Genomic DNA, 25,657 nt, shown 5'->3' on the forward strand with positions numbered 1-25,657 from the left:
ATCAGTCATCTCACTCCCGACAAATTCGTTCAGGCGGCACCGGGCTTCGAACGAGTCAGCCACTGGCTTATATGCCTGTTACCCCATTCGCCATCGTTAAAAATTATTCATTTTTTGATTTCAGGCGATCAATTTAAACAGTTTCGATCATTATTTTTTGACTATTAAATATTGTTAATAATTAAAATCCAACTTATTATTATATTTATAATTTATAATCAGAATTTAAGAATTTTCTTTAACACCCTTCGTTAGCAGGAAATTATTTTATTTCGCGCATCGCCAAAAATACAATTAAACATTCTGTTTACATTTTTGCGACAATATACTTCACTAAGACCAGACGGAGCAGCGGCCTATTACATGGAGACGTAAAAGATGGACACTTCAGTACTGACAGATAAAACCGGCCATCTGGCATGGTGTGCTCTGATTGCGCTGGGCCTTGCCAGACAGGACGGATTGGTAAACTCGGAATCACAGGAGAATATCTTCCTGACACGCTGGCTCGCCACCGCGTTAAAACAGCACCGCTTTTCCCGTGAAGTGGCAACGGATATCAACTGGCTGCTAAAGCAGGGACGGACATTCGGGACAAACGCGAAACTGCGACATAAGCTCGATTATCTCTGGCTCTCCTGTACCGGGAAACTGGCTGATCAAAACGATCTGTTCAGGCTGACCTTCGCCGTTGAAACCGCCAAAGAAATGCGCTGGGTATTCCGACGGCTGAATGACAGGGAATGGTCCGGGCGCAATGCGATCGATATAAACACCCATTTAGACGCAATCTACTTTTCACACTCTTCGCTGAATGCGTCATTTAATGATGACGGTATGCAGATTGCCCCGCTGATGGCAAAACTCACCGGTAATATTGCCGGTCTTGAAGCCGTATTTAACCGATGCGGCTGGCTGACAGATGCCTGCCCGGATGCGAACCACCCTTCTCTCTTCCAGCTGAAAACCCACTCTTCACTGTACGAGCAGTAATCGCTTTCACCTTCATGCCAGATCTCAGACATTAAGCGCGGAACCCACCAACAAAAAAGGCCACCCGATGGGCAGCCTGATTTGGCACTTCCTTATGCGACCATACTTATTTGGTCAGTTCAGCTGACAGATAAGCGCCGTTATCTACGCGTGCACCGGTGATTTTGTAGGATGCGCCAGCCTGTTTTGCCTGAGCCGCGATTTTGGCTTCTGCTCCGTCCAGCGTAGAGGCGGAAGCGCTAATGCTTTGTGCAAAGCTGCCGAAAGAAACCAGTGACAGAGCCGCAACTGCAACGAAAGTTTTGATAGATTTCATGGTCATTTCCTCAGAGATTTTTTTAAGTGGTGGAGCGTTGTGCCCCGATGTGAGAGAGAATAGACCTGCCGACCGGCGAGTAAAAGCTGATCGTTTTGCTGAAAGAATTCAAAAAAACTGAAAGAGAATTATCAGGCTTAGGTGCCCGGCAAATCACCGCTCACGCCTGTTTCTGCGTAGTGAAGAGACCCGCAGGCAGGAAAGATAACGAGGATCAACAGCACATAAACCCGGACGCTGACCTCATCGCCCTGATATGAATCCGGCACACCAGCCGCGCGCCCTGGCACTTGATACCATAGGTGTGCTTATCGAGAATTTTTTTAAGTCGTTAAAACATCAGTAAAAATAATTTATAAAATCAGCCTGGTTTATGTCTTTACAGGCGGTTATCAATGCCCTGCAATGGCATGAAAAAGAAGCAAATTCCGCTGCAAATCTCGCTATCGCTCACCGCACAGTCATGCTAACGTCCACAATTCGGATAAATCTTATTTAATAATACTAAACCAATCTGGGTGGATGATGGTGCGTTACGACTTCAGGCTGCAGCGCGCGGCCAGTTTCGTTTTTACTTTTCTCGTTCTGTTCACAATCTCTGTCACATCCGCGTATGCATTGTCGAGCGGGTGTTCGGCAGTCAATGCGCTTTCAGGTTCGACATCACTGTCATACACGTCGAATGTGTATCCCGGAACCAACTTTGATGCCAGCGACGCCCTGAGCGTCAGCTTTACCGACAGCGGCAGCGGATCGGGTGGCGATGTGATGTACGCTGATGCCTTCAGTATGACAGCTTACAGCTACGCCAATACCCAGACCTATAATGCGGCCCAATCCACCAGTACCTCACCGCATACCGTCACCATGAGCCTGGCGGCAGGCAGCCTGGCCAGCAATGGGCTTCGTCTTCGCCTGGCCACGACATATGGTGAAATCAGTAACGTTGTTTTTAGCTGCACCGGCGCTACGAGCGCATCCAGTGATGCAACGCTCAGCAGCCTGTCACTCTCAGCTGGATCGCTCTCACCGCTGTTCAACTCAGGGACGACGAATTATACCGCCTCGGTTGCGAGCAACGTGTCCTCGACCACCGTTACCCCCTTTACTACGGATACCGGCGCGACTGTCACCGTTAACGGCGCATCGGTGACTTCTGGCTCCGCGTCCTCCCCGGTCAGCCTGGCTTCAGGTGCGGCAACGAGCATTCCGGTGGTGGTGATCGCCCAGGACGGTACCACCACCAAGTCTTACACAATCACCGTAACGCGTGCGCAGGATCTTCCGGTCGCGAACGATGCCACCGCCACGGTTGCCGCGAACAGCTCGAACAATGCGATCGCGCTGTCAATCACGGGTGGTGCAGCCACATCGGTTGCGGTGGCATCCCAGCCGACACATGGCACCGCAACGGCTTCAGGTACCACGATTACCTATACGCCGACTGCCGGCTATTCCGGGAGCGATAGCTTTACCTACAATGCGACAAACAGCGCGGGAGCCTCTGGAAATGCCACGGTCACGTTATCCGTCACCGCGCCAGTATTGACCTTCGCCCCGGCAGCCGGCGCGCTTCCCGGCGCGACACGCAATAACCCCTGGTCACAGCCGCTGACCGCTTCCGGCGGCACCGCGCCCTACACATGGGGCGCGACCGGTCTGCCCGCAGGTATCACACTCAACACCACCACGGGTGTGCTGTCAGGAATACCTGTCACGACAGGCAGCTTTACTTTTCAGGTCACCGCGACAGACAGCAATCATGCCGCCAGTACCGTTGGCTACACGCTAATTGTGACCGAACCCGCGCCGGTGGCCGGTGCTGTCACCGCCATCGTCAGCGCCAACAGCAGCAATAACGCTATTCCGCTGGTACTCTCTGGCGGCGCCGCTACCTCGGTCAGCGTCGCCAGCGCACCTGCGCACGGAACCGCCACCGCCTCCGGCACGACTATTACCTATACGCCAATTCCCGGCTATGTCGGCAGCGACAGCTTCACCTACTATGCGACAAACAGCGCAGGAAACTCTGCCAGTGCTACGGTCGCGCTGACCATTAGCCCAACCGCACTGACATTCTCGCCTGCGGGGGGCGCACTGCCTGACGCCACGACGGGCAGCGCCTGGACTCAGACGGTAACCGCGTCTGGCGGCACGTCGCCTTACAGTTACATTGCCAGTGCTCTGCCTGCGGGCATTACGCTCAACAGTGTTACCGGTCAGCTATCAGGAACGCCTGCCACGACAGGCAGCTTTAGCTTTCAGATCACCGCGACGGACAGCAACAGCACCACCGGAACCGTGAGCTACTCGCTGAACGTCGACGAACCGTTGCCGGTGGCCGGTGCTGTCACGGCCACCGTCAGCGCCAACAGCAGCAATAACGCTATTCCGCTGGCACTCTCGGGCGGCACCGCCACCTCGGTCAGCGTCGCCAGCGCACCTGCGCACGGTACCGCCACCGCCTCCGGCACGGCGATTACCTATACCCCGACGCCCGGCTATGCCGGCAGCGACAGCTTCACCTACCATGCGACAAACAGCACAGGAAGCTCGGCCAGCGCCACGGTCTCGCTGACCATTAACGCAACCGCACTGACATTCTCACCTGCGGGGGGCGCACTGCCTGCCGCGACGACGGGCAGCGCCTGGACTCAGACAGTAACCGCGTCTGGCGGCACCTCACCCTACAGCTACAGCGCCAGCAGCCTGCCTGCGGGCATTACGCTCAACAGTGGCAGCGGGGTGTTATCGGGCACACCTACCCTCGCAGGCAGCTATAGCTTCCAGGTGACGGCGACCGACAGCAACCATGCCAGCGGAACGGTCAGCTATAGCCTGAATGTGGCGGCGGGCGGCAGCGCGCCGGTTGCCGCTGCCGTCACGGCAAATATCAATGCGGGCAGTACCGACAACACCATCACCCTCGCCATTGCGGGTTCTGCCACCAGCGTGGCGGTGATCCGTCAGGCCAGACATGGCACCGCGCTGGTGACAGGCACCAGCATCCGCTACACCCCGGTGAGCGGTTACGCCGGAACCGACAGCTTTACCTACAGCGCCACCAACGCCTTTGGTACTTCGCAGGAGGCGACCGTCTCTCTGACGGTGACGGCCCCCACGCTGGTGATGGCCCCGGCCAGCGGCGCGCTGCCGGAGGGCACGGCTGGCCAGGTTTACGATCAGAACTTCAGCGTGTCAGGCGGTACCTCGCCTTACCGCTGGCAGCTGAGCGGCGCACTGCCGCAGGGGCTGACGTTCGCCAGCGGTGAACTGCGCGGTACGCCGGTGGCGGCAGGTGCCGCTTCATTTACCCTGACGGCGACCGACGCCAGTGGCGTGACCATGCAGACCGCCTATTCGCTGATGATCAACGCCGCCGCACCGGTAGCCGCTGACCACAGCGCCTCGCTGTACGCCGGACAGTCGGTGAAGGTGAATCTGGTGGCAGGCGCGAGCGGTGGCCCCTTCACCGACGCGCATCTGCTGGATCAACCGGCGGGCAGCGTCGGCACCGCCTCCATCACCTCATCCGGATCCACGTATCAGCTGCTGTTCACCGCTGCCACGCAGGCAAGCGGCACCGTTGTCCTGCGTTATGCGCTGACCAGCGCATCCGGCACCACCCAGCCCGCGCAGGTCACGCTGACCATCGCCGCCCGCCCGAATCCTGCCACGGATGCGGACGTGATTGGCCTGATCAGCGCGCAGGTGCAGGCAGCGCAGAACTTTGCCCGTGCCCAGATACGTAACTTCAATGACCGTCTGGAGCAGCTGCACAGCGGGGCGAACCTGCCTTCCGATCACAACGGCATCCACTTCACCATGCCGTCCGGCCGCCCAGAGCGCGACGCGGATAAAGATCTGTGGGCCAGCGCCTGGCAGCAGCAGCGTAAATATCAGCAGGATCACGATCAGCAGCAGCCTCCTCCGGCTTCGCCGTTCGCCAGCCGCAATGCGGGCGATCGTCTGTCGTACTGGACCGGCGGCTATATCGATTTTGGCAGCGACAAAGACGACAGCGTGCGCTTCAGCCATACGCTGGTCGGCATCACCACCGGTGCCGATTATCGCTTCACCCCGACCTTGACCGCCGGGATGGGACTTGGCTTTGGCCGCGATGTCAGCGACGTGGGCGATTCAGGTACCCGTGACAATGGCCGCTCGCTCAGCAGCGCCCTGTATGGCAGCTGGCACCCGGACGCGTTCTTTATCGACGGCCTGCTGGGTTACAGCCGCCTCGATTTCGACAGCAAGCGTTACGTCAGCGAATCAGACGCCTTTGCCCGCGGCAGCCGTTCCGGGCGCCAGGTGTTCAGCTCGCTGACCTCCGGCTACGAGTTCCGCACGGTCGACACTCTGATCTCTCCGTATGCGCGCGTGCAGTATTACCGCACCTGGCTGGATAGCTACGCGGAATCGGACGCGGGAGCGTTTAACCTGGCGTTTGCCCCGCAGACGTTCGCGCAGGTGGTCACCACCGCCGGTCTGCGCGGCGAGCGCAGCCTGCCGACCAGCTGGGGTTTTGTGAAGCTGCAAAGCCGTCTGGAGTATTCACAGCTGATGAACGAAAACGGTAGCGCGCGGGTGGGCTATGCGGATGTGGGCAACGATACCTGGAGTATGTCGTTGTATGAGCAGAGCAAACAGACGCTGGCGCTGGGAGTGGGTATCGATTTCCTGCTGCCGCACGACATCACGCCAGGTATTGCGTATCAGGGCACGCTGGGTCTGGATGAACAACAGACCCGTTCCCAGATGATTATGGTACGGGTGAATATTGGCTTCTGAGTGCGCAGACAGGTCTGTACTGCGCTCTGCAAACTGACAACCTAAGCTCAGGGAGCCTGTGCCTGAATGCACAGGCTCCGCAATAAGAGGCTGACGACGAAAACGATGGCCGATTCAGTTCTTCGCGGGGTTGCACGCTATCTTGCAAAGAAGGAAAATCGCGATAAAGTAATCCATCAGCACGTTGAAATGTAACAACAACCTCTTGCAGGGAGGTCAATATTATGTGCTTCACGATGGTATTGGCAGACGAAGATTATATAAAAGGATGGATTCATGGCTGGCAGAGAGGATAGTGTTAAAGATATTTTCGATAAGAAATTCAGAAGTGCCTGCGTTAATTATACCAACCCCGATATTAAGTTCTCATTAAATGGACAGGATCAGTTCGTTAATGCAGACACGATGTTTTCGACCTTTGATAAATTCTTTATCATTGAATTTAAATCTCAAAAATCAAGTATAAAAGATGAAATAAAGAAAGCGTCAGCCTGCACCTTATGCTGCGGACTCAATCAGGATACCAATATGATGGCGATCCATGAAAACTGTCATTTTATCATGTGGGGACGTAAGAACGATGATTTATATGCCAGATTTGATGTTTACGCCAATGCAGTCTGTAACCCGGAAACCCTGCCCCAGTGTGACGGTGCGAAAGAAATAAATGGACAGGCTTTAGATCTTAATTACGAAATATTAGCAGATGAAGCGGGTAGCAATTCTGCTGGCGTGGATATCGCCACTTTCCGCCGATATCTGACGTGGCTTTTTGGCGAGAGAAAAAAGGATGGCGAAAAAGGTGACTTCAGAGCATCGGTTTATGCGACATCCAATGATTATGCATTAACGGGCAAAGAGTTTTCGTCAATCGAAAAGCTCTATACGTGGGCAATGGGTAATCGGCCGGAAAAAAATGATAAATATACCCCGCCAGCATCCCCTTCCGGGATTAACCCGTGGAAAAGAAAAAAGTAATTATATCTTCAACACCGTACTTAACCCTGGTTGTGCCGGGCGCACTGGCAGGGTTTCGCAAACCCCGACGGATCTATCCTTAAGAAGATGACTGGACGGGCGTTCCAGATACTCTGGAGTTTATAGCGGTCGAGACGGCGCTGTTTGTCGGACTGACAACTGCAAAAGTTTTTTCCTTAAAGTTTATAAACTCATAATGTAATGCTATAACCATTAACGCTAAGGTATCAGCATTGTTAAACGTGATTGTCGCTCTGAAATCATCATCCGAACGGAATTTTTCAACAGCCTCCTCAATCGTTGCCATTCCTGACCATATTCTGAATATCGGGCGTTCTCGTTCATGCAAATAATCAACGGTGAGGTTATTAAACGCGCTCTCTGAGTGGTGAGTTAATATCCTCATGGCCATTACCCCGTCTGTAAAAGAACTATCCGGAGTGGGTAAATACAAAAAATCACAGCTCCCAAGCAAATGAGTGAACTCATGTAAGATAGTATCTATTTTCATCACACTCGTTAATGAACAAAATTTAGTTCCAATAAAAACCCTCCTGTAAAAATCGTTATTCATAACACACGCCAGCGCTTTTACTTTATCGTTATTTTCATAAATGGTTATATTCCTCCCTTTCCTTTCAATGGAGCCAGCCATTAATTTCTTTAACTGCATGAATTTATCAAGCACATCCAAAATTAATTCATTTTCTTTATAAATCTTGTTTAGCCTGAAACCAACGATATGTTCGATAATGTGAATTGCGTGGTCCCTGTTGACATTAATCATTTCGATTGCATCCGTAACAGCACCGAAAGCCTGCAAAAGCGACCTCATTATCTCTTCATTTAACGCTGTTTTCTCCCCAATTCCCCTCGATATTATCTTTGTTTTTGATGATATATCCTTCTCTCTATAATCAGGATAATCTGACGCTCTATCCGGAAGTTTCCCCTGTCGAACACTTTCATTAATCAATTCGTAAAGCTCGTTTATTCTCCTTATTTTAATGGCCTTATTTTTATATTTACCGAAACATGCAATATAGTTTGCACTGTTAATGACACAGTGAATTTGCTCCGTGCGATAGAATGACTTGAGTGAAGTCGGATTATTTATAACCGCAGTAATAAGATCGCGCATTTCAGAAATATTTTTATTGCTTATTTTCTTTGTTTTAAGGGTTTTATTTGATAAAGACTGAAGCTGCGCTAAATAATGATGGCTATCGATCATCTGTAGTATCTCCTTATACGGTAACTCAGCCCGCAACAGGCAGGCTGAGTGGCAGGTCACTGCCCGGAACCGGCGGGATATTTCGATTTGAGTTCAGCGAGCCGTCCTGCATCGCGATCCGAGAACGTTGCATCACCAAAGATTGGATTTCCCTGAGCGTCGTCAATACGCACCACGGTCACGGTGAACACGGCGTCCGCCGGAGCGTTCACCTTACCCCAGTCAGAGAACATATTGGGGGCAAGGCTCCAGTCCGCCTTTTCACCCGGCTCAAGGCCACCGGCTATCTGGTAGTTGAAGGTGCCGGAGAACCACGGCACTTCCCTGCCCGGACTGGCGATAACCCCTTTGAAATAGGCGCGGGAGACGGCTCTTGTCGTGCCATTCTCAACACTCAGGTCGATGATTGGCTTGTCCTGCCCATACTTCTGCTTCTCGAAGTAGAAACGCGACCGCGTCACCTTAAATGCCTCAAGCTGCCTGAGGCTGGCTTCTGCCGCTTTCTGCCTGGCCTCTAACTCGCTGATTTCCTGGAGCGCCTGCTCTTTCTCTTTGACGATCCGTTCCTTTTTAATGGTATCTGCGTAAGAGATAATATCCTCACCCGTTTTGCCGGAGAGATCTGTTTTCATCTGATCTTCAATGGAGGCGGTATTCTGTGTCATCCCTGCCTGCATCAGGTCTCGCATGTTGAGATGGCTGAACACCACGACCTTAAGCGCATCATCAAACTCCGCACGCCTGTTTTCAGGCAGTGACTCCCTGACCTTCTGTATAGATGTCTTCATACTCTCATCACTGGAGGTATCAATTTTTGGTTTATCGCATCCGCTTAATAACAGAGCCATCGCGATAATCAGCGCCGCTTTTTTCATAACTATCCCTATCCCGGAAAATAATTTTTCAAATTAATCCTAACGACGCAGTGTAACATTTGGAAGCGTTTTGCAGTGAAATGAAACGTTCCGTTGAGGCAGAGCCAGCCCGTCACGGGGATGCGATATTGCAGCTTTCAGGCCGCCATCTCCATAGCGAATGCAGAAGTTAATTCCTGACTCATCGTTGCCCGGTGTATTCTGCTGACTCTGACAACAAGGGGTCACTGGTCTTTAAAATGAAACATAGAACTATTAAATCATTGATTATATGCATTTTTTCAGCAATGCCGCTTCTGGCTTACTCAGCAGATGATATGAACCAGCCCGGAAGTGATTTGGCTGAAGGTACTGAGACTTTCAACATCACCTGTGCCGGTATGCCACAGGAAACGACGATCGACATCAGTGAATGTTTTGGCAAAAAACTTGCTGAGGTTAAGTGGGTCAAAAACAAATATCTGACAGCAGCAGAAGACTTTATTAAGACTTCAAATAAAGATAACCCGGCCTACTCACAAAAATTACTGGCAGCATTTCAGGCAGAAAACGGGGCCTGGGATACACTGATCAATAAATCATCAGAGTCTACTGTAATCGCTTTTGATGGCGGTTCAGGTGCTGGCGTGGGCGCACTATCCCGTACCCTTGAGCTTACCCAGCTTCAAATACATGATCTCTGGAAAAACTGGCTTCGCTATCAGGATTCGACCCCGCCAGTATTACCAGAACCAAAATTCAGGTCTGATGAACAGTAAGTCGCGTTCATTCATCTTCGTGCAGAACCGGCCGTCATCAGTCAGATTTTCCCGGTATTAACACGTCGGCCGATATCCCTCAGGTGATGCTAATCAATGATAAGGTGCGCAGACTGGCTGGTACGTTTAGCCAGTTTCTTTTGGAGTATTATCACCATTACGGGAAATGCCGATGCGGCTAATGCACTGACAATCAACAGTCTGTGTATATTTTGTGCTGTCATTCCCTGGTCAGGGAGTAATAAGGACGACAGAAAGAATGCGAGAGTTGTTATCAGGTACATCATTGCTGTCTGTAGTGAAGAAAAACTGGCTCGTTGTTCATCCTCAGGATACTGGACAGCAACCGACGAAGCGGAAACAAGTCGGCTGTATGAGGCTGCAAGAAATAAGGTCACAAACAGAACTGCATTATGATAGCCCAGCGCAGGAATCAGCAGGCTTGCTACAAAGAACAGCGTTGAAACGGTTGCCAACATCAGAGCAGATAAACGTGATGTCAGCACACCTGTTATTTTTGTAGACAAATAACCTGCAACCCCTCCACTTAAGAACAACAGGGGCAATAGGTTTTGGTGTGCTCCCATATACTGCGTCATTAATGGCGTCAAAATGGGAATTATCAGCATTGGACTAAATTGTACCAGTGCAGTGCTGGAAGCGAAAAGTAAGGTTTGAGTATCAATAGACAGGTTAGCCTGCGCGCCTGATGGGGCCGTATCTTTGGGAACGATAAAGACTATCAACGGTAAAGATACCAGGCAAAGTAAACTGATTAACCACAGCGCAATATGCCAACCATAGTGTGTGCAAAAAAATAATATCGTGGGAATTCCGAATATACTGACCATAGAAAATGACGCAATCACCGTTGCCAGCATTTTTCCACGCAGGTTTGCCGGGGCATAATTTATCAAAATACTCATCCCCACACCCATTGTCGTGCCACCAACCAATCCAGCGCAAAATCGTAGTGCCAGAAGAGTGCCAAAATGAGTAGTGATTGTGCACAAAAATGTGAGTGCTCCCAGCAACACCATATTCCTGTTCAAGAATTGTTTTTTATTAAACCGACCTATCCAGTAAAAAGCAGCAATTCCAGAAAGGACCGCACCCAGCGTGTACATGCCTGAGACATAGCCGGAAAATGATACCGGAACCGAAAACCCGTCGGCCATAAAAGCAAAAACAGGCGTTAACGCCATATACTCCAGCGCATTAGTGAACTGGATAAAAGCCATTACAATCGCTATCCGTATAAGGGCTTTGTGATTAAACGTCTGTGAGACCAGTGACATAGCAAGCAACCTATGGATGAAAGATATCCTGATCTTAACTGATATCAATGGTGTTAATTATATGGTAAAAATGGCATTAATTATTATCATATATGGGATAGTTGATGCGTCCGGCTCTTGATTTTAATACGCTGAAAGTCTTCATTGCTGTGGTTGAACGAGAAAGTTTTGTTGGGGCAGCGAAACGCCTTGAAATGCCGACATCAAATGTCAGTCGGTGTATTTCTCAGTTAGAAGAAAAACTGAATCTTCAGCTCATTGAGCGAAGCACCCGACATATGAAACTCACCCAGGCAGGGCACCTACTCTATACCCGAGCGAAACCATTACTGGAGGCGCTTGAGCAAACGGAAACAGAATTAACGTTGCGGCAAATGCAACTGAATGGCCCATTACGTATCTGTATTCCCAATGAAATAGGTCCTGCATTGCTGGGCTCTGTTATTGCCGATTTCGCCTGTCAGTATCCGGATCTGGAGATCAGCTGTGTCACCAATTTGTCAGGTTTAGAATCCCTGCGAGATGACCTGGATTTAGCGGTTATCGTTACCCGTGGTCAGATGGATGACAGTGACTACATCGCCCGTCATCTGGTGACTATCCCTTGCACCATTGTTGCAGCCCCCTCCGTCATTCAGCGTTATGGCACCCCTTCTCATATCCAGCAATTTGAAGATTTACCCTGTATTACAACGGTAAGTGCTTTGAAAGGTGCTGCGTGGCAGTTTGTCAATAAAAAAGGGGCATTCGAGACGATTAAGGTTAAAGGGCATTATCGGGTAAACAGCGGAGAGATGGCAGGACGAGCCGCGGTAGCCGGTGTCGGTTTTGCCATTCTGTCGAGACAAGCCTGCCAGCCCTACATCAGCGATGGACGGTTAATCGAGGTGGGGTTTGAACAATCGGCAGCCCCATTGCAATTGTTCGCACTTTATTCAGACCGGCGTTACTTGCCCGCTAAAACAAGAGCACTCATTGATTTCATGCATCAGGAATTGAGCAATATATCCTTAACAACCTAAGGCGGTATTAGATCGCTACAACGAGTTCAGTTGGCACAATGAATCCCGACTGCCTGCTGGTTGCGCGAAAGTGCTCTTTAGGACATTACTACGGCAGCTATGTGCCAGAAGCGGACGTTGTTAGTATGATTCGAGCAGAATAAGGTAACTCCCTCCATTTTTACTTTTTTTTGCTAAAGTCAGGATTATTAAGCTTTGAGATTTATAATCAGATGAAAGAGATTATTTAAAAAGGTCAGGTGAAAATAAATCGAAAATACAAAGCCAATCGACCTTGCTTTTAAAGGCCTTTTCGTAAACGAGTAATTAACTAAGCATATTTTCAATCTGATAACTTATATGCTTTAAGGCGATATCACTTTCCCGGCGCTGATGAATTGCAAGCTGTAGATTAAAACCTGCAAATGTCAATGGGAGAGGAAGTACAGTGATATTCCTGAACTCATGCGCTACGCGGGATGGTACAAGCGCAACCATATCGGAACCAGCTAAAACATCGGGGATTAAGCTGAAGCCAGGAACAACAAGACCAATCTTGCGGCGCATACCTAATGCACGAAGTTCATCATCCACGGAGCTATGCGTTTCTCCCCGACCCGATACAAGTATATGAGGGTAAGCTAACCATTTATTGAGATCGAAACCACTAATGGCCGGGTGTTTATTACGCATAACGATAACGTAATGCTCGTTCAGCAGTTCTTTCCTGATGATTTCATCCGAGCTACCGGGAATGACTGCAACGGCCAAATCTGTTGAGCCGTTCAGTAAAGCAGCTTTCGTTTGATCGGGTCCATTCCACTGCTGAATAACCAGACTTATTCCGGGGGCGCTGACCTGTAATTCACACTGTAAGCGCGCGACAATAAAAAAAGCGGGATAATCAGCCATAATGATCCGCACGACCTGACTAATTTCCTCAAGCTTAAGCTCAGGAGGGTTTATCAGTTTTGAAACGCTATTTAATGCTGATTTGAGCGGTGCGCGTAGAGACTGCGCTTTGGGTGTGAGCCGCATAGTTCCTCTTCCTCTCAACAATAAATCATCATTGAAAAGCAGGCGGCATCGCTGCAACGCTGCGGAAACTGCGGGTTGTGAGAGGCATAGTCGTGTGGCAGCGCGGCTTACATGCATTTCATCAAGCAAGGCATCGAGCACAACGAGAAGATTGAGATCAACATTTCTTATATTCATAAAACGAATAATAGATAAGATGAAAAATAGATTGGAGTAATTTATCAGTAAAAGGCATCGTTTAGCAATCAACCAGAGGAGTAGCCCATGACACGAACAGTAATTCTCATTTTTCATTCTCAACTTGAACGCTCAACGACGAATCTGCCACTCATTCAGGCTGCCGCAACGATTCCCGGTGTAGAGATTGTTGATATGTATAAGCTCTATCCTAACGGCCTCGACTTTTCCGCAAGTAGCGCACATGAAGCCCAGCGACTCCTTGCCGCAGACCGAATAGTGCTTCAATTTCCGCTGCAATGGTATTCAACGCCGTCACTGATGAAATTCTGGCAGGACGTGGTGTTTACCCGCATGTTTTACATGGAATACGAAAAGGAAGGGAAGCTTCTGGAAGGAACGCCGTTGATGATTGCAGCAACCGCTGGAAATACCGCGGATGCTTATACATCAGGTGGGCGTAACCTGTTTACTATGATTGAGTTACTTGCTCCATTGCGTGCTACGGCAAATCGATGCGGTCTGATCCTGCATGAACCATTTATCACATACCGTGCAGGGAAGTTGAGCTATGAAGAGTTGAGCAATGCCTGCAATGAATACGCAACTGCTTTAAAAAAATGGATATCGGTAACGCCGGGGAAGGCGGAAAAAAGTATTGATACATTAGAAAACCAAACCTACGGTTGAATTAAATCGCTAATTTTAATTTCATCAGGATAACTTGATGAATATTCATGCTTATTTTGTTAGTAAATTGATTACCTTGAATGAAAGTAACGCTGATACAGAGTTAAATATAACTGAAACAAGCCAGTGTTGGGTCTGTTCAAAATAGTACATCCAACGAAGTTTTGAAAAGAACAGGCCCCTGTTGCGTGCGGTACATGAGCTTGCAATATGAATTTTTCAGCTAAAAAGCAAGTTACTAATATTCAATCGTGCATTTGTGGTTTATAAAAAAGGATGAGGGTTCATTAAAATGGTTTGTTTAACGATAGTTTTAATTCTGATTGTTTTGCTTAAAAATCAAAGCTGGGTAAAGGCAATGCAACATTTTACTCAACAAATATCCTGTCAAATTAAGAATTTCCTACTTCAACTGTTCGCTCATAGCTAATTAAGGGTTCAGGTGAATTTTTTGCCTGAAGCAGAGATTGCCTGTGAATTTTATCCCTCAGGCCCTCTCGTTATTCAGTCTTGAGATCATTTTACTCATGTCGAAGGCCTCACTCAGGTAGCATATGTGTCCCTCAAAATTGGAGTGGGCAGAAAGCATACATGTCATTAGACAAGCAACTCAACGATAATGGTATAACTTCCGCTGTTCGCTCATAGCGGACTTCTCCCCTTTCAACAGGCGGCTTTGTGCCAGAAGCGGACGTTTAATATATTTGTGATCACGCGTATTTAACATTGACTTGATCCCATTGGGATGTTTTCGCTCACCTTACCAGCCAATTACTATGTGAATATTAAGAGATTGCCTGCATCCACCTTTCATCTGCCAATGCAAACACTCCATTCAGGTTAATTTATCGGCATCTATAGCCCTGGCTATCAAACTTAGCCATTACTATACCTTGTTGAATTTTAAGGTTTTTTATTTAATTATTTATGGCAGGATAGCGGCCTCTTAAAAACGCAACGCTCTCCTCCCCGCTTCGAGAGCCTATCCGGGAATCAGTTATGAGCTTCTATGCTGTGATCATTCTGGCCTTTGGCATGTCGATGGACGCCTTTGCCGCCGCCATGGGTAAAGGTGCCTCATTACAGCGCCCATCTTTTAAAGAGGTAGTGCGCACAGGCCTGATCTTCGGCGTAATCGAAGCCATTACTCCCGTTATCGGCTGGGGCATCGGGCTTGCGGCCAGCCAGTTCATCATGAACTGGGATCACTGGGTCGCGTTCACTCTCCTGTTCGTGCTGGGTGGTCGTATGATCGTTGAGGGCATCCGCAAAGAGTCTGACGGACAGGAAGCGGCTCCGCGCCGCCATGGTTTCTGGCTCCTGGTCACAACCGCCGTTGCGACCAGCCTCGATGCCATGGCCGTGGGCGTAGGACTCGCATTCCTGCAGGTAAACATCGTGGTAACTGCGCTGGCGATCGGCGCGGCTACGACTCTGATGGCGTCCAGCGGTATGCTGCTTGGTCGGTTCCTTGGCGCGAAGATCGGCAAATGGGCGGAGATTCTCGGCGGCGTGGTGCTGATCGGGATTGGCAGCGCGATCCTCGTTGAGCATCTGGGCTTGCTTAACTAAGCATCATCCCAGCACCTCTTTCAGGACGCCAGGTGCCTGAGAGGAATTGATGTCAGGCGCGATTAATCTGCGCCTTTCTTTTGCTAACTGACATCGTGATCTTCCTTTCCTGTCAGGCAATTTACTCTTATACAAAGGATCGCCACATGTTTTTAACGCTGCTTTACACCCTCCTCCCTGTCAGCGCCGCGATAACAGGTGCCGGTGCTGCACTTCTCCGTCAGCCCGGCGAAAAAACCATGAGCCTGATACACCATTTTACCGCTGGTGTTATCTTCTCCGCAGCGGCTACCGAAGTGCTCCCAGGCCTTAAACAGCACTCGATGATGGCAGTGCTGGCAGGTGGTGTGACCGGTGTTATTCTGATGATGCTTATTCAGCATTACGGTGAGAAGGCAGCGAGTAAGTCAGGCATGTTGGTAGCCATCAGTATCGACATCTTTATTGACGGCTTGGTATTGGGGATAAGTTTCGCGGCAGGTGTGAAAACCGGCATAATGCTGACTCTGGCACTGACGCTTGAAATCCTCTTTCTGGGTCTGTCGATAGTGGGTGATTTGAGTTCGATGCTTGGCAGCAAGATCAAGGTGCTTCTTGCCGTGGCAGGTATCGCGCTGCTTTTGCCGATTGGAGCCATGGTGGGTACGCCCGTTGCTCATCTGGGCGAGTTCTGGTTGACCTATTTCCTTTCATTTGGTCTGGTGGCTCTGCTTTATCTGGTAACGGAAGAGCTGCTGGTTGAAGCGCACCAGGGCGACCGGGATACACCACTTGGAACCGCGATGTTCTTTGCGGGATTCATGATCCTGATGCTCATTGAGGAAGGACTCTGACGTTTTACGGGTGGCTGCCTGTCAAAATGGACATTCTTTAATCTTCAGGCAGGAATTAACGTGCCAGCGGCTGTAACAAATGGGATCTAAACTGCTTATAAGACCACTAAAGGAGAGTAGACCCGTATGCGAACCCCTGATTATCCTTCCCGAGACGCTGATAAATGGGCGCAGGTCGATGCCTGGTTCGCCGAAAAGCTCGCCCCTGAAGGACCAGCGTTGCAATTCGCACTCGATAATAACGCAGAGCGAGGATTACCCACGCACGATGTCTCTGCATTACAGGGAAAAATGCTGGCGCTCTTCGTGCAAATGACACGCGCTGTCCGTGTTCTTGAAATAGGAACGCTTGGAGGTTACAGCACAATCTGGATGGCTGAAGCTTTGCCCCCACTTGGAAATATAACCACCATTGAATTTAATGCGCTCCATGCAGAGGTTGCCCGCCAGAATATTAACAATTCCGGACTGGCTGATCGGGTTGAGCTTTATGTTGGTGCCGCACTTGATGTCTTACCCACGCTTTCGTCCCCCTTTGACCTCATTTTTATCGATGCCGACAAAGTGAATAACCCACGCTATCTGGAGTGGGCAATCAAACTCTCGAAGCAAGGTACTGTAATCGTGGGGGATAACTCGGTGCGCGGCGGCCGTGTAATTGATTCTGATAGTAACGATCCTAACGTGCGGGGTCTGAGAGAGTTTATTCAGATGATTTCAGAAGACGAGCGCCTTGAAGCTACAGCCATACAAACTGTCGGTGAAAAAGGATGGGATGTTTTCGTCATGGCGATAGTTAAAGCCATATAATTATCGTCCTTACCAAAACATAGCTCAGCCGCCATCAGGCGGTTTTTCACATCTCGACCCGTGCCTGATAAGACGTCCCGTACCTCATGGCATATTACTCTTTCCCACATTGTGACCCGATGACATTTGCAAGCCTTTAGTCAGGCTCAGAAGCGAAATGAGCCGGAACACACCTGCGGGTTTTCCGCCCCCTCTGGCCGTGATAAACATTACAGCGGTCCCCACTCAAAATGAGATCAATCTCACAATCACTAAACTATACTTTGGTCCAGATAGTTACCTTGTGGTAATTGTGGAAATAAGATCTTAAATCTCTGCTGACTCGGCTATACGCGATAAGCAAAAGATTTTCTGGCTGAGTGATGAATATCAAAACGGAGAGATTCACAATGGCAGCAATACCCCTCTTAAAATTATCCCTGTTAGACGGAAGCACGAGTGACAGAGAAACTTTTATTTGCGAACTGAAGCAAGCTGCGCATGAAGTCGGCTTTTTCTACCTCGATGAACATGGTGTATCTCCTGCTTTTCTGAAAGAAGTTCAGGAATTATCCAGGCAGTTTTTCCTGTTACCGGAACATGAAAAACTCTCGATTTCCATGATTAACTCCCCTCATTTCAGAGGATATAACAGAGCAGGAAATGAAAAGACCAACGGGAAAGCAGACTGGCGAGAACAATTTGATATAGGCGCTGAAAGAGAACCACACAAACTGACGGAAGAAGACCCCATCTGGATGGGTCTGCATGGTTATAACCAATGGCCGGAATCGCTACCGGAGATGAAAAAAACGCTTCTCGCCTATAACAGTATCATGACCAGCATATCGTTAAAATTGCTCAGAAGCCTCGCATCAGGTTTGGGCTTACCGGAAACTTCCTTTGATGATATCTATGGTGAGACGCCAAACGAACATATTAAACTCATCAGATACCCACGTTGTGAATCAGCAGAAAATACTCAGGGCGTTGGCGCACATAAAGATTCCGGTCTCCTGACATTAATTTTACAGGATGAGAATAAAGGTTTGCAGGTGAAGACTAACGATGGTCAGTGGGTTGATGTTTTACCTGTTGAAAACATCTTTGTTGTCAATCTGGGAGAATTGCTGGAATTAGCGACCAATGGGTATCTGAAAGCAACGGTGCATCGGGTTCTGGCTCCGGAAGGAAAAAATGACCGTCTTTCAGTTGCCTATTTCTTAGGTGCCAGCCTTGATTCTGTGGTGCCCGTTTTTAACCTGCCGAATGAGTTGGCCTCAGATTCATCTTTTATAGAAACCGATCCAGACAACCCGCTTCTCAGAGATGTTGGCCTTAACTATATGAAAGGAAGACTCCGATCTCATCCTGATGTTGCGGAGAAATATTATGGAAAATGGAGTCATATTATATGAGGAATAAGCTGGTTGTTATAACGGGTGCCAGTTCCGGATTTGGGGCTGAGGTTGCCAGAGAACTCAGCAACAGAGGTTATTTTCTCGCTTTATTAGCCCGCAGAATAGACAAATTGCACGCAATGAATCTTAAAAATGCTCTGTGCTTTGAAGTCGATGTCACCTGCCGTGACCAGGTTTTTCGGGCTGTCCGTGAAGCTGAAGAGATGTTTGGGTATGTAGACTGCATTATAAATAATGCAGGAGTTATGCTGCTGGGAGAACTGGAATTTCAGGATCATAACGAATGGGAAAAAATGATCGATACAAATATTAAAGGCGTAATAAATGGTATGCAGGCCGTATTACCCTCAATGCGGAAACGAAAAACCGGTACAATAATCAACATATCCTCTCTGGCGGGGCAGAAGACCTACCAATATCATGCGGCATATTGTGCGACTAAGTTCGCCGTGCATGGTTTATCAGACAGTGTGCGCTGGGAAGTGGCCCCTGATAATGTCAGGGTTATCACTATTTCTCCGGGTGCTGCCGAAACTGAGCTTATCAGCCATATCAGTGATGACGTTGTAAAAAAGGATTATATTGACTGGAAAGAGAGCATAGGCGGTGTGATTTCCGCTAAAGATGTTATTGATAGCATCATATTTTCATATGAACTCCCTCAGTCAGTCTGTGTTCGGGACCTGAAAATTGCGCCAACAAAGCAGCAAAACTAGTCATTTCCAGGAAGGAAGCCACTAACACGCCAGAATTACCATATTGGTCATTGGCCAGTAAACCTGTCCGTATTCTTCTGTTATATAATGGCCAACTTCCTGTTAACTGCCAGAAATAGTTTTCCATCACAATATTCAGTGTAAGTCTTTTCGCTTATTGAGGATTTTCTTTATGGCTTCCTTCTCTGTTTCTGCGCCTTCCACGTCGCCCTCACAAATAGCGACCCAGTAGTCAGACAATTTTCCTTTTTGTTGGGGGAGATGGAATGTTTTCAGTTTTTTCTCTTTGTTCTTCATGAAATTTACCGTCCATTGTAGCTGAAATCCTGAAAATATTTCCAAAGAGAATATTTATCAGAAAATCCTTTTCTGAATTTAGGAGGTTCGATGTGACTAATATTAATAGTAGAGATCATTCGTTGAAACCTCAAGTCAATGAACTCTTTTTTGAATGGTTTTGTGATCACCCGATCATTCACTGGAATGCCGGTATCATGCTGGTGAAAAATTCAAACCATGAATTCATTGCTTCTAATTTGGTATTCAGCAACTACTCAGGATATGCACCGAAATCCCTCCCCGGCCTGAGCGACGAAGAAATGCCATGGGCTGAAAACAAAAAAATTTACATCAACCATGAAAAAGATATCCTGGCCGGCTTAGAATATAATGTTATTGAACCGCTGTGCGGGGTTGTTAAAACATGTTTATTCACAAGTAAAAAAGTCATTTACTCAAAAAGTGGTATACCCGCAGGCACGATCGCGACAGCACTCGTCTTTAATGGCTCAGTTGAGTTTGGCAACCTGGCAGGAACCGCTTCTAACATGAAAGTTTGTAACTATTCCGGTTTCGACCTGACTATCACGGAATCAAAGGTATTGTTTTTCCTGCTTAAGGGATTTTCGCGTCAGAAGATATCTGAGCTTGCTGGTATTTCCACATCTTCCCATGATTTTCACTTAAAGAATCTTAAAGAAAAATTCGGAGTTGACACTCGTGATCAGCTCGTTTTTTTCTGCTACCAAAATGGATTCCATGAATTTATGCCCTATCATATTGTTCTATAGTATTTTATTTCTTATCACCGATAATTATTACTCTTAACCCCTATGAGAATTCATAGGGGTTATTTTTAATTCGATTTACTTTGTTTTTTGTCAGACATATAAATGACTGCGAAATTTAAAGGCATTTTGCCCATCAGGATAAAAACCCTCCATTGGCTAACCGAATTTATCCAGCGGAACTGGTAGCGACATAAGGAAATAACGGCCATCACCAGGGTCAATAAGAAGTAACAACATAGTCTGAAGATACATCTGCCTGATTTTGGCATTATCACTGATTCGTGATGAGTTTATTTGAAAACATGATTTTTGCCGACAGTCACGTCGGCATTTTTATAAGCTGATGCTATTACTTTGCCGTTAATTACGGCAAAGGTGGAATTCTGGCAGATGATGCCATCATTGCAGAAGCCGATCCGCGCCATGTGCGCCGCGAATGCAAACAGGAACCCCATTCTTTCAGCCCGGATGGTGTGATAAATGAATCTAAACAGATCCCTCTTTTTCGATAACCAGGACGCGAGCGGCTCCTTGTGGATGGGCAACGTGTTCTGTCCCTTCACTGGCATAGAAAATATCACCTGTATTCAGAATCTTGCTTTTAACCTGTCCATTTTCTTTATAGAGCATCTCTACGCAACCATCCATAACAGCAAAAACTTCATGTCCATCGTTGATATGCCATTTGTACGGTTGATCAGTCCAGTGAAGTTTTACGCTGATATTATCGAAACTGGCAACAGGTAAAGATTCCCAGGCTTTAGAGCCAGTAAATTCCTTGCTGCAATAAAACTTCATGCTTTCCCCTTACGTAAATGTAAATTAACTCTGACGATGCAGGATTACCTGGCGGGATAGCCTGATTCAACACCTTTAACATTTCCTGGCCGGATCTGTCACCGTTACGTCCGTTTCCCGCTCATCGCGCTCGCTGGAAACCCGATCATGGACGGCCAGATACCCTAAGCAGGCATGGTTTTTTTGGGATCTCAAAGATGCGTCGGTACACAGCCATGTTAAATTTGCGCCAACGGCAACCTGTAACGGAGAAACGTCATGCAATGGTGCAGTCAGGACTGATTTGAGATTCGCCTTGAGTGGGGCTTAGCTGCCGTAAATTATCTGGCCGGGGAAGCCGACTGCGCTGTCATCGTTGACGTTATGTCATTCTCTACCTGTGTCAGTCTGGCAATTGATAATGGCGCCCGTATCTGGCCGTATCCGTGGAAAGACGCATCCGCGATTGAATATGGTAAGAAAATCGGGGCGATGACAGCCAGCCCGGACCGGAGATTCAGCGGTAAAGGTTACAGCCTGTCGCCAGCGTCGATCCGAAACATCAGCGATGGCGAAAGGCTGGTACTTCCGTCCCCTAACGGCTCGGCAGTTTCATTCCGGGCGCGGGATGCAGGGGTTGCGGTTTTTAGCGGTTGTTTCAGGAATCTGTCTGCAACGGCGAAAGCATGTCGTCGCTTTAAACGTGTCCTGGTCATTCCCTGTGGAGAGCAGTGGCCTGATGGCAGCCTGCGACCCTCGATTGAGGATTACGTAGCCGCTGGCGGCATTATCGCTGCGATGGGGGACGGTAATTGTTCACCAGAAGCACAAGCGGCGGTCGCTGCCTGGCAATTTCACCAGAAGCAAAATCTGCTGCTGCTTCGCGAGTGTTCATCAGCGCGCGAGCTTCGTCAGCGCGGGTTTGACGAAGACGTTTCTCTCTGTCTTGAAGTGGATGCAGCCCGGCTGGAATGCCGGTTATATGGTGATTTTTATGCATCCGGGTTGGCATAATCGAATAGCGCAGAGTGAAGCGTATTTGCAACCGGTGCGCCAGCAAAGCCACGCTATCCACATCAGACTGACAACGCTGGTCAGTTATGATTTTTTTTATGGCTGTAAATGTCTGGCCGGGTAATTGCCCACGCATAATTTTCCCGATTGACCGGTTCATAGCCAAACTTTTCATACAGCCAGGGCGCTGTGGTTGTGAACAACATGATCCTGCGTAGCTTTACAAAAAGCGGATGGTTATGAATACATTCCATAACCCATTTTCCCAGCCCATCGCCCTGGTACTCTTCCAGCACGTATACATCGCAAAGATAAGCGAAAGTCGCGTAATCCGTTATCAGACGGGCAAAACCAATCTGGGAATTTTTATGATAAAGACCAAAGTTAAGGCTGTTCTGGATTGAAGCCGTGACGGTTTCAAGATCGATGCCTTTAGCCCACGTTGACCGGGTTAAATACTGATGAACAGCCTGCACATTTAGCTTTTCTGCGTCTGTGCTTATCAGATAGTCATGCTTATTCCATTCCTGTATGGCTAAGTGGGTCATTTTTTACTTATCCGGATGATTTAAGGAATTTTTACCTTACCACCGGATAGAAAAAATTACTCAGTCTGCGTTGTTGCGCCTTGCCTGCACGTACTTTTCACGCAGGCAAAACTTCAGCTTTTCTCTCATAGAGGTATCAGGATCCTGCAAGGCAACGTCATACCAGAACCCGACATTGCTATGTTAGTCAGTCGGGAGCAAGTCAGTGCTATCTATACTTGAAAATGATTCAGCTTCAGCCACCAACCACTGGACAAGGGCTTCCCGGTTAGGATCATCGCCTGCATCATTCATTGTCACAACGACAACGGTGTTCCCTGTCTCATGATGAGACCAGGGCATGAGCAATGATCCGGAGGACAGTTCTGCTTCCACATACACCTTAGGTACCAGGGCTACCCCCAGACCTGCAATAGCAGCATCTATTAGCATTGAATAAAGATCAAATCTGGGGCCAGCAACGGCGTTTTCGATGGCAAGATTGCTGGAGCTTGCATAATCACGCCAGGCATTCGGAGTATTACGTTTGTGGAGTAGTACCAATGTAGAAAGGTCATTTGCTTGCCTGTCAATAAGCCCCGGCCGACAGACTGGAATTAAAATTTCTTCGAATAATGGCCGTACATCATGTCCAACCCAGGCAGCGTGATTGAAATGCACAACAGCATCGAATCCACTACCGGACATGGGGAATGGTTTTGTTCTCTCTGAAAGATTCAGAATGATATTAGGGTTCAGTTTTTGAAATCGTTCCAGACGAGGAATCAGCCAACGGCTGGCAAAAGTTGGGACGACAGCTAACTCCAAAATGCCACCATCCTCAGGCTGTGCTATCACGCGCAGGCTTTCCTGTTCAAGCCTTCCAAGAAGCTCTCGCACCTCGGACGCGTAGCGTAAACCCTGTCTGGATAATTCAACACGGTTTCCGAGACGCAGGAAGAGTGTCTTTCCGAGTTGTGCCTCTAATCGCGAAATCTGGCGACTTACAGCCCCTTCTGAGACAAAAAGTTCCGATGCTGCCCGGGAAAAACTGTTATGTCGGGCACTGGCTTCAAATGCAATAAGTGCAGAGGTACCTGGGAGTATCCTTCTCATGAAAACTATTCCAGTAAAGGGGAGAGCAAGAAGACAACAATAACATTTGATCAAGCTACCGTGTCAAAAAATCATTTTTCAGACCAGAGATCAAAAGATAGTGTCATGGCATGGGGGCTATGACATTGACCGATTTCACTCTTGCCTGGCGGAAACGCACAGTATTTGCTGCCCGCTATCTCGAACAGCATGATGAGTGGATCTTGATGTGAATAAAAATATAAGCAACCCAGTCTTGCAATAAATCACTGCATAAAAGAAAGGGAAATTATGAGAGAGAGTTCAAACCGTATTTTTGTATTAATAATAGTTTCAATGGGATTCTTTTTGGTTACTTTAGATGCAACCGTTGTGAATGTGGCACTGGTTAGCTTGAAGTCTGATCTGGGTATAGGATTAAGTGGGCTTCAATTAACAATCGCGGCATATACGGTTTCCTTCGCAGCATTTTTGCTAAGCTCCGGATCTTTTGGGGATCGAATGGGTCCCAGGAAGATTTTTTGCTTTGGCTTGTTTCTGTTTACAATTTCTTCTTTTTTATGCGGAGAAGCAGGATCATTACCCTTTTTGGTCTTTTCACGAATACTCCAGGGTATCGGTGCTGCTCTTTTGGTCGCTAACTCATTAACCCTATTGCAGGGAATATATATCGACCCCTCAGAACGAGCAAAAGCATATGGTGTTTGGGCTGGCGTCGGGGGGGTAGCGATTGCAGCCGGCCCTGTCATAGGGGCCATTCTGATTGCAAATTTTGGCTGGCCATCGGCATTTTATTTGAATATTCCGTTTGGAGCCGTAGGGCTGTTTATGGCAAAGCGATATGTTCCAGAGATGAAATTAGTACATCGTAAAATGAATCCTATTTCACAGATTTTTATCGCCATCGCTCTCGGTTCAATTGCGTACACCTTTATAGCTGCCGGGTCAACTGGTTGGGCATCGACACAAGTGGAGTTATCTGCCATTTTGTTTTTTATCGTATTGGTGATATTTTTACTTATTGAGCATGTTTCAAAATCGCCAATGATCCCTAAGGGCATTTTTCGTATTCGAAAGTTTACTGCTGTAACAATTATTGGTTTGATAATAAACTTTGGCTTTTATGGGCAACTATTTGTTATTAGCTTGTACTTCCAGCAATTTAAACAGTACTCAACAATAGCAACAGGCTTTGCCTTACTACCGCAGGCAATCGTTATGGCATTAACCGCATTTTATTGTGGGAGAATTACGGCCAGGACGGGACCTGTTATACCGATTGCGGTTGGGTTAGGTATATCGTTAATAGGTCTGACCTGGTTAGGGTTTACAAACTCTGCCAGCACATACATAGCGGTAATAATCCCAATGCTACTGATAGGATTTGGCAACTCCTCTACAGCACCTGCGACTGTTGCAACAGGTATGTCATCCGCGCCACCTGGCCATGAGGGTATTGTTTCAGGGATGATCAGTGCTGCCCGTCAAAGTGGGAGTGTTATGGGGGTTGCAATCCTGGGCAGTTTGGTAGGTAACCAAGCATTCTCCATACAGGGTATGCACGTTGCTATGGAAATTACCCTTCCCCTATATGTATTGGCATTAGTATTGACAATGTTTTTTATTTATCCGGAACATAAACCAATTAAAACTTTAAAGGTAAATAGGTAACGGTCATTATCTTGAAAGTATCA

General features: G+C 48.1%; 23 protein-coding genes. 14 read left to right on the top strand and 9 right to left on the bottom strand.

The window, feature by feature from the left end:
- Positions 1-378 precede the first annotated feature (378 nt).
- Positions 379-993, top strand: coding sequence for a DUF2913 family protein (locus AC6I8V_RS26565; protein ID WP_497847091.1), 615 nt, complete (start codon positions 379-381; stop codon positions 991-993).
- Positions 994-1,099: 106 nt separating this feature from the next.
- On the opposite strand, the gene AC6I8V_RS26570 is transcribed toward AC6I8V_RS26565, so the two are convergent.
- The gene (locus AC6I8V_RS26570; RefSeq protein ID WP_497847088.1) at positions 1,100-1,309 is read right to left on the bottom strand and encodes a DUF1471 domain-containing protein; all 210 of its coding nucleotides are present in this window, start codon (positions 1,307-1,309) and stop codon (positions 1,100-1,102) included.
- A 684-nt stretch (positions 1,310-1,993) separates the two neighbouring features.
- Here AC6I8V_RS26570 and AC6I8V_RS26575 point away from each other — a divergent pair.
- On the top strand, positions 1,994-6,100 hold the full coding sequence (locus AC6I8V_RS26575) for a putative Ig domain-containing protein (RefSeq protein ID WP_497847092.1): 4,107 nt from the start codon (positions 1,994-1,996) through the stop codon (positions 6,098-6,100).
- Positions 6,101-6,376: 276 nt separating this feature from the next.
- On the top strand, positions 6,377-7,078 hold the full coding sequence (locus tag AC6I8V_RS26580; protein WP_497847093.1) for a hypothetical protein: 702 nt from the start codon (positions 6,377-6,379) through the stop codon (positions 7,076-7,078).
- 79 nt (positions 7,079-7,157) lie between these two features.
- Here AC6I8V_RS26580 and AC6I8V_RS26585 read toward each other — a convergent pair whose 3' ends face one another.
- Both AC6I8V_RS26585 and AC6I8V_RS26590 read right to left on the bottom strand, forming a co-directional pair.
- Complete coding sequence (locus tag AC6I8V_RS26585) at positions 7,158-8,312, bottom strand: hypothetical protein (RefSeq protein ID WP_497847094.1); 1,155 nt, start codon at positions 8,310-8,312, stop codon at positions 7,158-7,160.
- Positions 8,313-8,368: 56 nt separating this feature from the next.
- Positions 8,369-9,187 carry a DUF6694 family lipoprotein gene (locus tag AC6I8V_RS26590; protein ID WP_497847095.1) on the bottom strand — a complete coding sequence of 273 codons (819 nt, stop codon included), beginning with the start codon at positions 9,185-9,187 and terminating at the stop codon, positions 8,369-8,371.
- Between the two features lie 239 nt (positions 9,188-9,426).
- Between AC6I8V_RS26590 and AC6I8V_RS26595 the strand changes: the two genes are divergently transcribed.
- Entirely contained in the window at positions 9,427-9,945 is a 519-nt protein-coding gene (locus tag AC6I8V_RS26595; RefSeq protein ID WP_497847096.1) for a hypothetical protein, read from the top strand.
- Between the two features lie 89 nt (positions 9,946-10,034).
- Here AC6I8V_RS26595 and AC6I8V_RS26600 read toward each other — a convergent pair whose 3' ends face one another.
- Positions 10,035-11,243 (bottom strand): MFS transporter, encoded by a 1,209-nt coding sequence (locus AC6I8V_RS26600; protein WP_497847097.1) that lies wholly within the window; start codon positions 11,241-11,243, stop codon positions 10,035-10,037.
- 104 nt (positions 11,244-11,347) lie between these two features.
- On the opposite strand from AC6I8V_RS26600, the gene AC6I8V_RS26605 reads away from it, so the two are divergent.
- On the top strand, positions 11,348-12,265 hold the full coding sequence (locus AC6I8V_RS26605) for a LysR family transcriptional regulator (protein WP_497847098.1): 918 nt from the start codon (positions 11,348-11,350) through the stop codon (positions 12,263-12,265).
- Between the two features lie 306 nt (positions 12,266-12,571).
- Here AC6I8V_RS26605 and AC6I8V_RS26610 read toward each other — a convergent pair whose 3' ends face one another.
- Complete coding sequence (locus tag AC6I8V_RS26610; protein WP_497847099.1) at positions 12,572-13,576, bottom strand: LysR family transcriptional regulator; 1,005 nt, start codon at positions 13,574-13,576, stop codon at positions 12,572-12,574.
- On the opposite strand from AC6I8V_RS26610, the gene AC6I8V_RS26615 reads away from it, so the two are divergent.
- From AC6I8V_RS26615 to AC6I8V_RS26640, 6 genes are all read left to right on the top strand, one after another.
- Positions 13,547-14,149 carry an NAD(P)H-dependent oxidoreductase gene (locus AC6I8V_RS26615; protein ID WP_497847100.1) on the top strand — a complete coding sequence of 201 codons (603 nt, stop codon included), beginning with the start codon at positions 13,547-13,549 and terminating at the stop codon, positions 14,147-14,149. The two genes, AC6I8V_RS26610 and AC6I8V_RS26615, sit on opposite strands and share 30 nt — an antisense overlap.
- Positions 14,150-15,148: 999 nt before the next feature.
- Entirely contained in the window at positions 15,149-15,721 is a 573-nt protein-coding gene (gene mntP / locus AC6I8V_RS26620) for a manganese efflux pump MntP (protein WP_497847101.1), read from the top strand.
- A gap of 146 nt (positions 15,722-15,867) precedes the next feature.
- Positions 15,868-16,554: a ZIP family metal transporter gene (locus AC6I8V_RS26625; RefSeq protein ID WP_497847102.1), complete on the top strand. Its 687-nt coding sequence runs from the start codon at positions 15,868-15,870 to the stop codon at positions 16,552-16,554.
- 126 nt (positions 16,555-16,680) lie between these two features.
- Positions 16,681-17,364: an O-methyltransferase gene (locus tag AC6I8V_RS26630; protein ID WP_497847103.1), complete on the top strand. Its 684-nt coding sequence runs from the start codon at positions 16,681-16,683 to the stop codon at positions 17,362-17,364.
- 362 nt (positions 17,365-17,726) lie between these two features.
- Positions 17,727-18,761 (top strand): isopenicillin N synthase family dioxygenase, encoded by a 1,035-nt coding sequence (locus tag AC6I8V_RS26635; protein WP_497847104.1) that lies wholly within the window; start codon positions 17,727-17,729, stop codon positions 18,759-18,761.
- Positions 18,758-19,480, top strand: a complete 723-nt coding sequence (locus AC6I8V_RS26640; RefSeq protein WP_497847105.1) for an SDR family oxidoreductase — start codon at positions 18,758-18,760, stop codon at positions 19,478-19,480. The genes AC6I8V_RS26635 and AC6I8V_RS26640 overlap by 4 nt, the downstream gene beginning before the upstream one ends.
- Positions 19,481-19,615: 135 nt before the next feature.
- Here the strand turns inward: AC6I8V_RS26640 and AC6I8V_RS26645 are convergent, their stop codons facing one another.
- Complete coding sequence (locus tag AC6I8V_RS26645; RefSeq protein WP_497847106.1) at positions 19,616-19,777, bottom strand: hypothetical protein; 162 nt, start codon at positions 19,775-19,777, stop codon at positions 19,616-19,618.
- 92 nt (positions 19,778-19,869) lie between these two features.
- On the opposite strand from AC6I8V_RS26645, the gene AC6I8V_RS26650 reads away from it, so the two are divergent.
- A complete protein-coding gene (locus AC6I8V_RS26650) occupies positions 19,870-20,550 on the top strand; it encodes a helix-turn-helix transcriptional regulator (RefSeq protein WP_497847107.1) in 681 nt (226 codons plus the stop codon).
- A gap of 486 nt (positions 20,551-21,036) precedes the next feature.
- Here the strand turns inward: AC6I8V_RS26650 and AC6I8V_RS26655 are convergent, their stop codons facing one another.
- A complete protein-coding gene (locus AC6I8V_RS26655; RefSeq protein ID WP_497847108.1) occupies positions 21,037-21,348 on the bottom strand; it encodes a cupin in 312 nt (103 codons plus the stop codon).
- Positions 21,349-21,636: 288 nt separating this feature from the next.
- Here AC6I8V_RS26655 and AC6I8V_RS26660 point away from each other — a divergent pair, with 288 nt between their 5' ends.
- Positions 21,637-22,341 (top strand): 2-phosphosulfolactate phosphatase, encoded by a 705-nt coding sequence (locus AC6I8V_RS26660; protein ID WP_497847207.1) that lies wholly within the window; start codon positions 21,637-21,639, stop codon positions 22,339-22,341.
- Between the two features lie 80 nt (positions 22,342-22,421).
- Here AC6I8V_RS26660 and AC6I8V_RS26665 read toward each other — a convergent pair whose 3' ends face one another.
- Together AC6I8V_RS26665 and AC6I8V_RS26670 are read right to left on the bottom strand one after the other, a co-directional pair.
- Positions 22,422-22,889 carry a GNAT family N-acetyltransferase gene (locus AC6I8V_RS26665; protein ID WP_497847109.1) on the bottom strand — a complete coding sequence of 156 codons (468 nt, stop codon included), beginning with the start codon at positions 22,887-22,889 and terminating at the stop codon, positions 22,422-22,424.
- Between the two features lie 183 nt (positions 22,890-23,072).
- A complete protein-coding gene (locus tag AC6I8V_RS26670; RefSeq protein WP_497847110.1) occupies positions 23,073-23,984 on the bottom strand; it encodes a LysR substrate-binding domain-containing protein in 912 nt (303 codons plus the stop codon).
- Positions 23,985-24,254: 270 nt separating this feature from the next.
- On the opposite strand from AC6I8V_RS26670, the gene AC6I8V_RS26675 reads away from it, so the two are divergent.
- Positions 24,255-25,634, top strand: a complete 1,380-nt coding sequence (locus AC6I8V_RS26675) for an MFS transporter (RefSeq protein WP_497847111.1) — start codon at positions 24,255-24,257, stop codon at positions 25,632-25,634.
- The last annotated feature ends 23 nt before the right edge of the window (positions 25,635-25,657 follow it).

It is taken from the genome of Pantoea sp. X-Soil-TKNS-1207 (assembly GCF_059730485.1).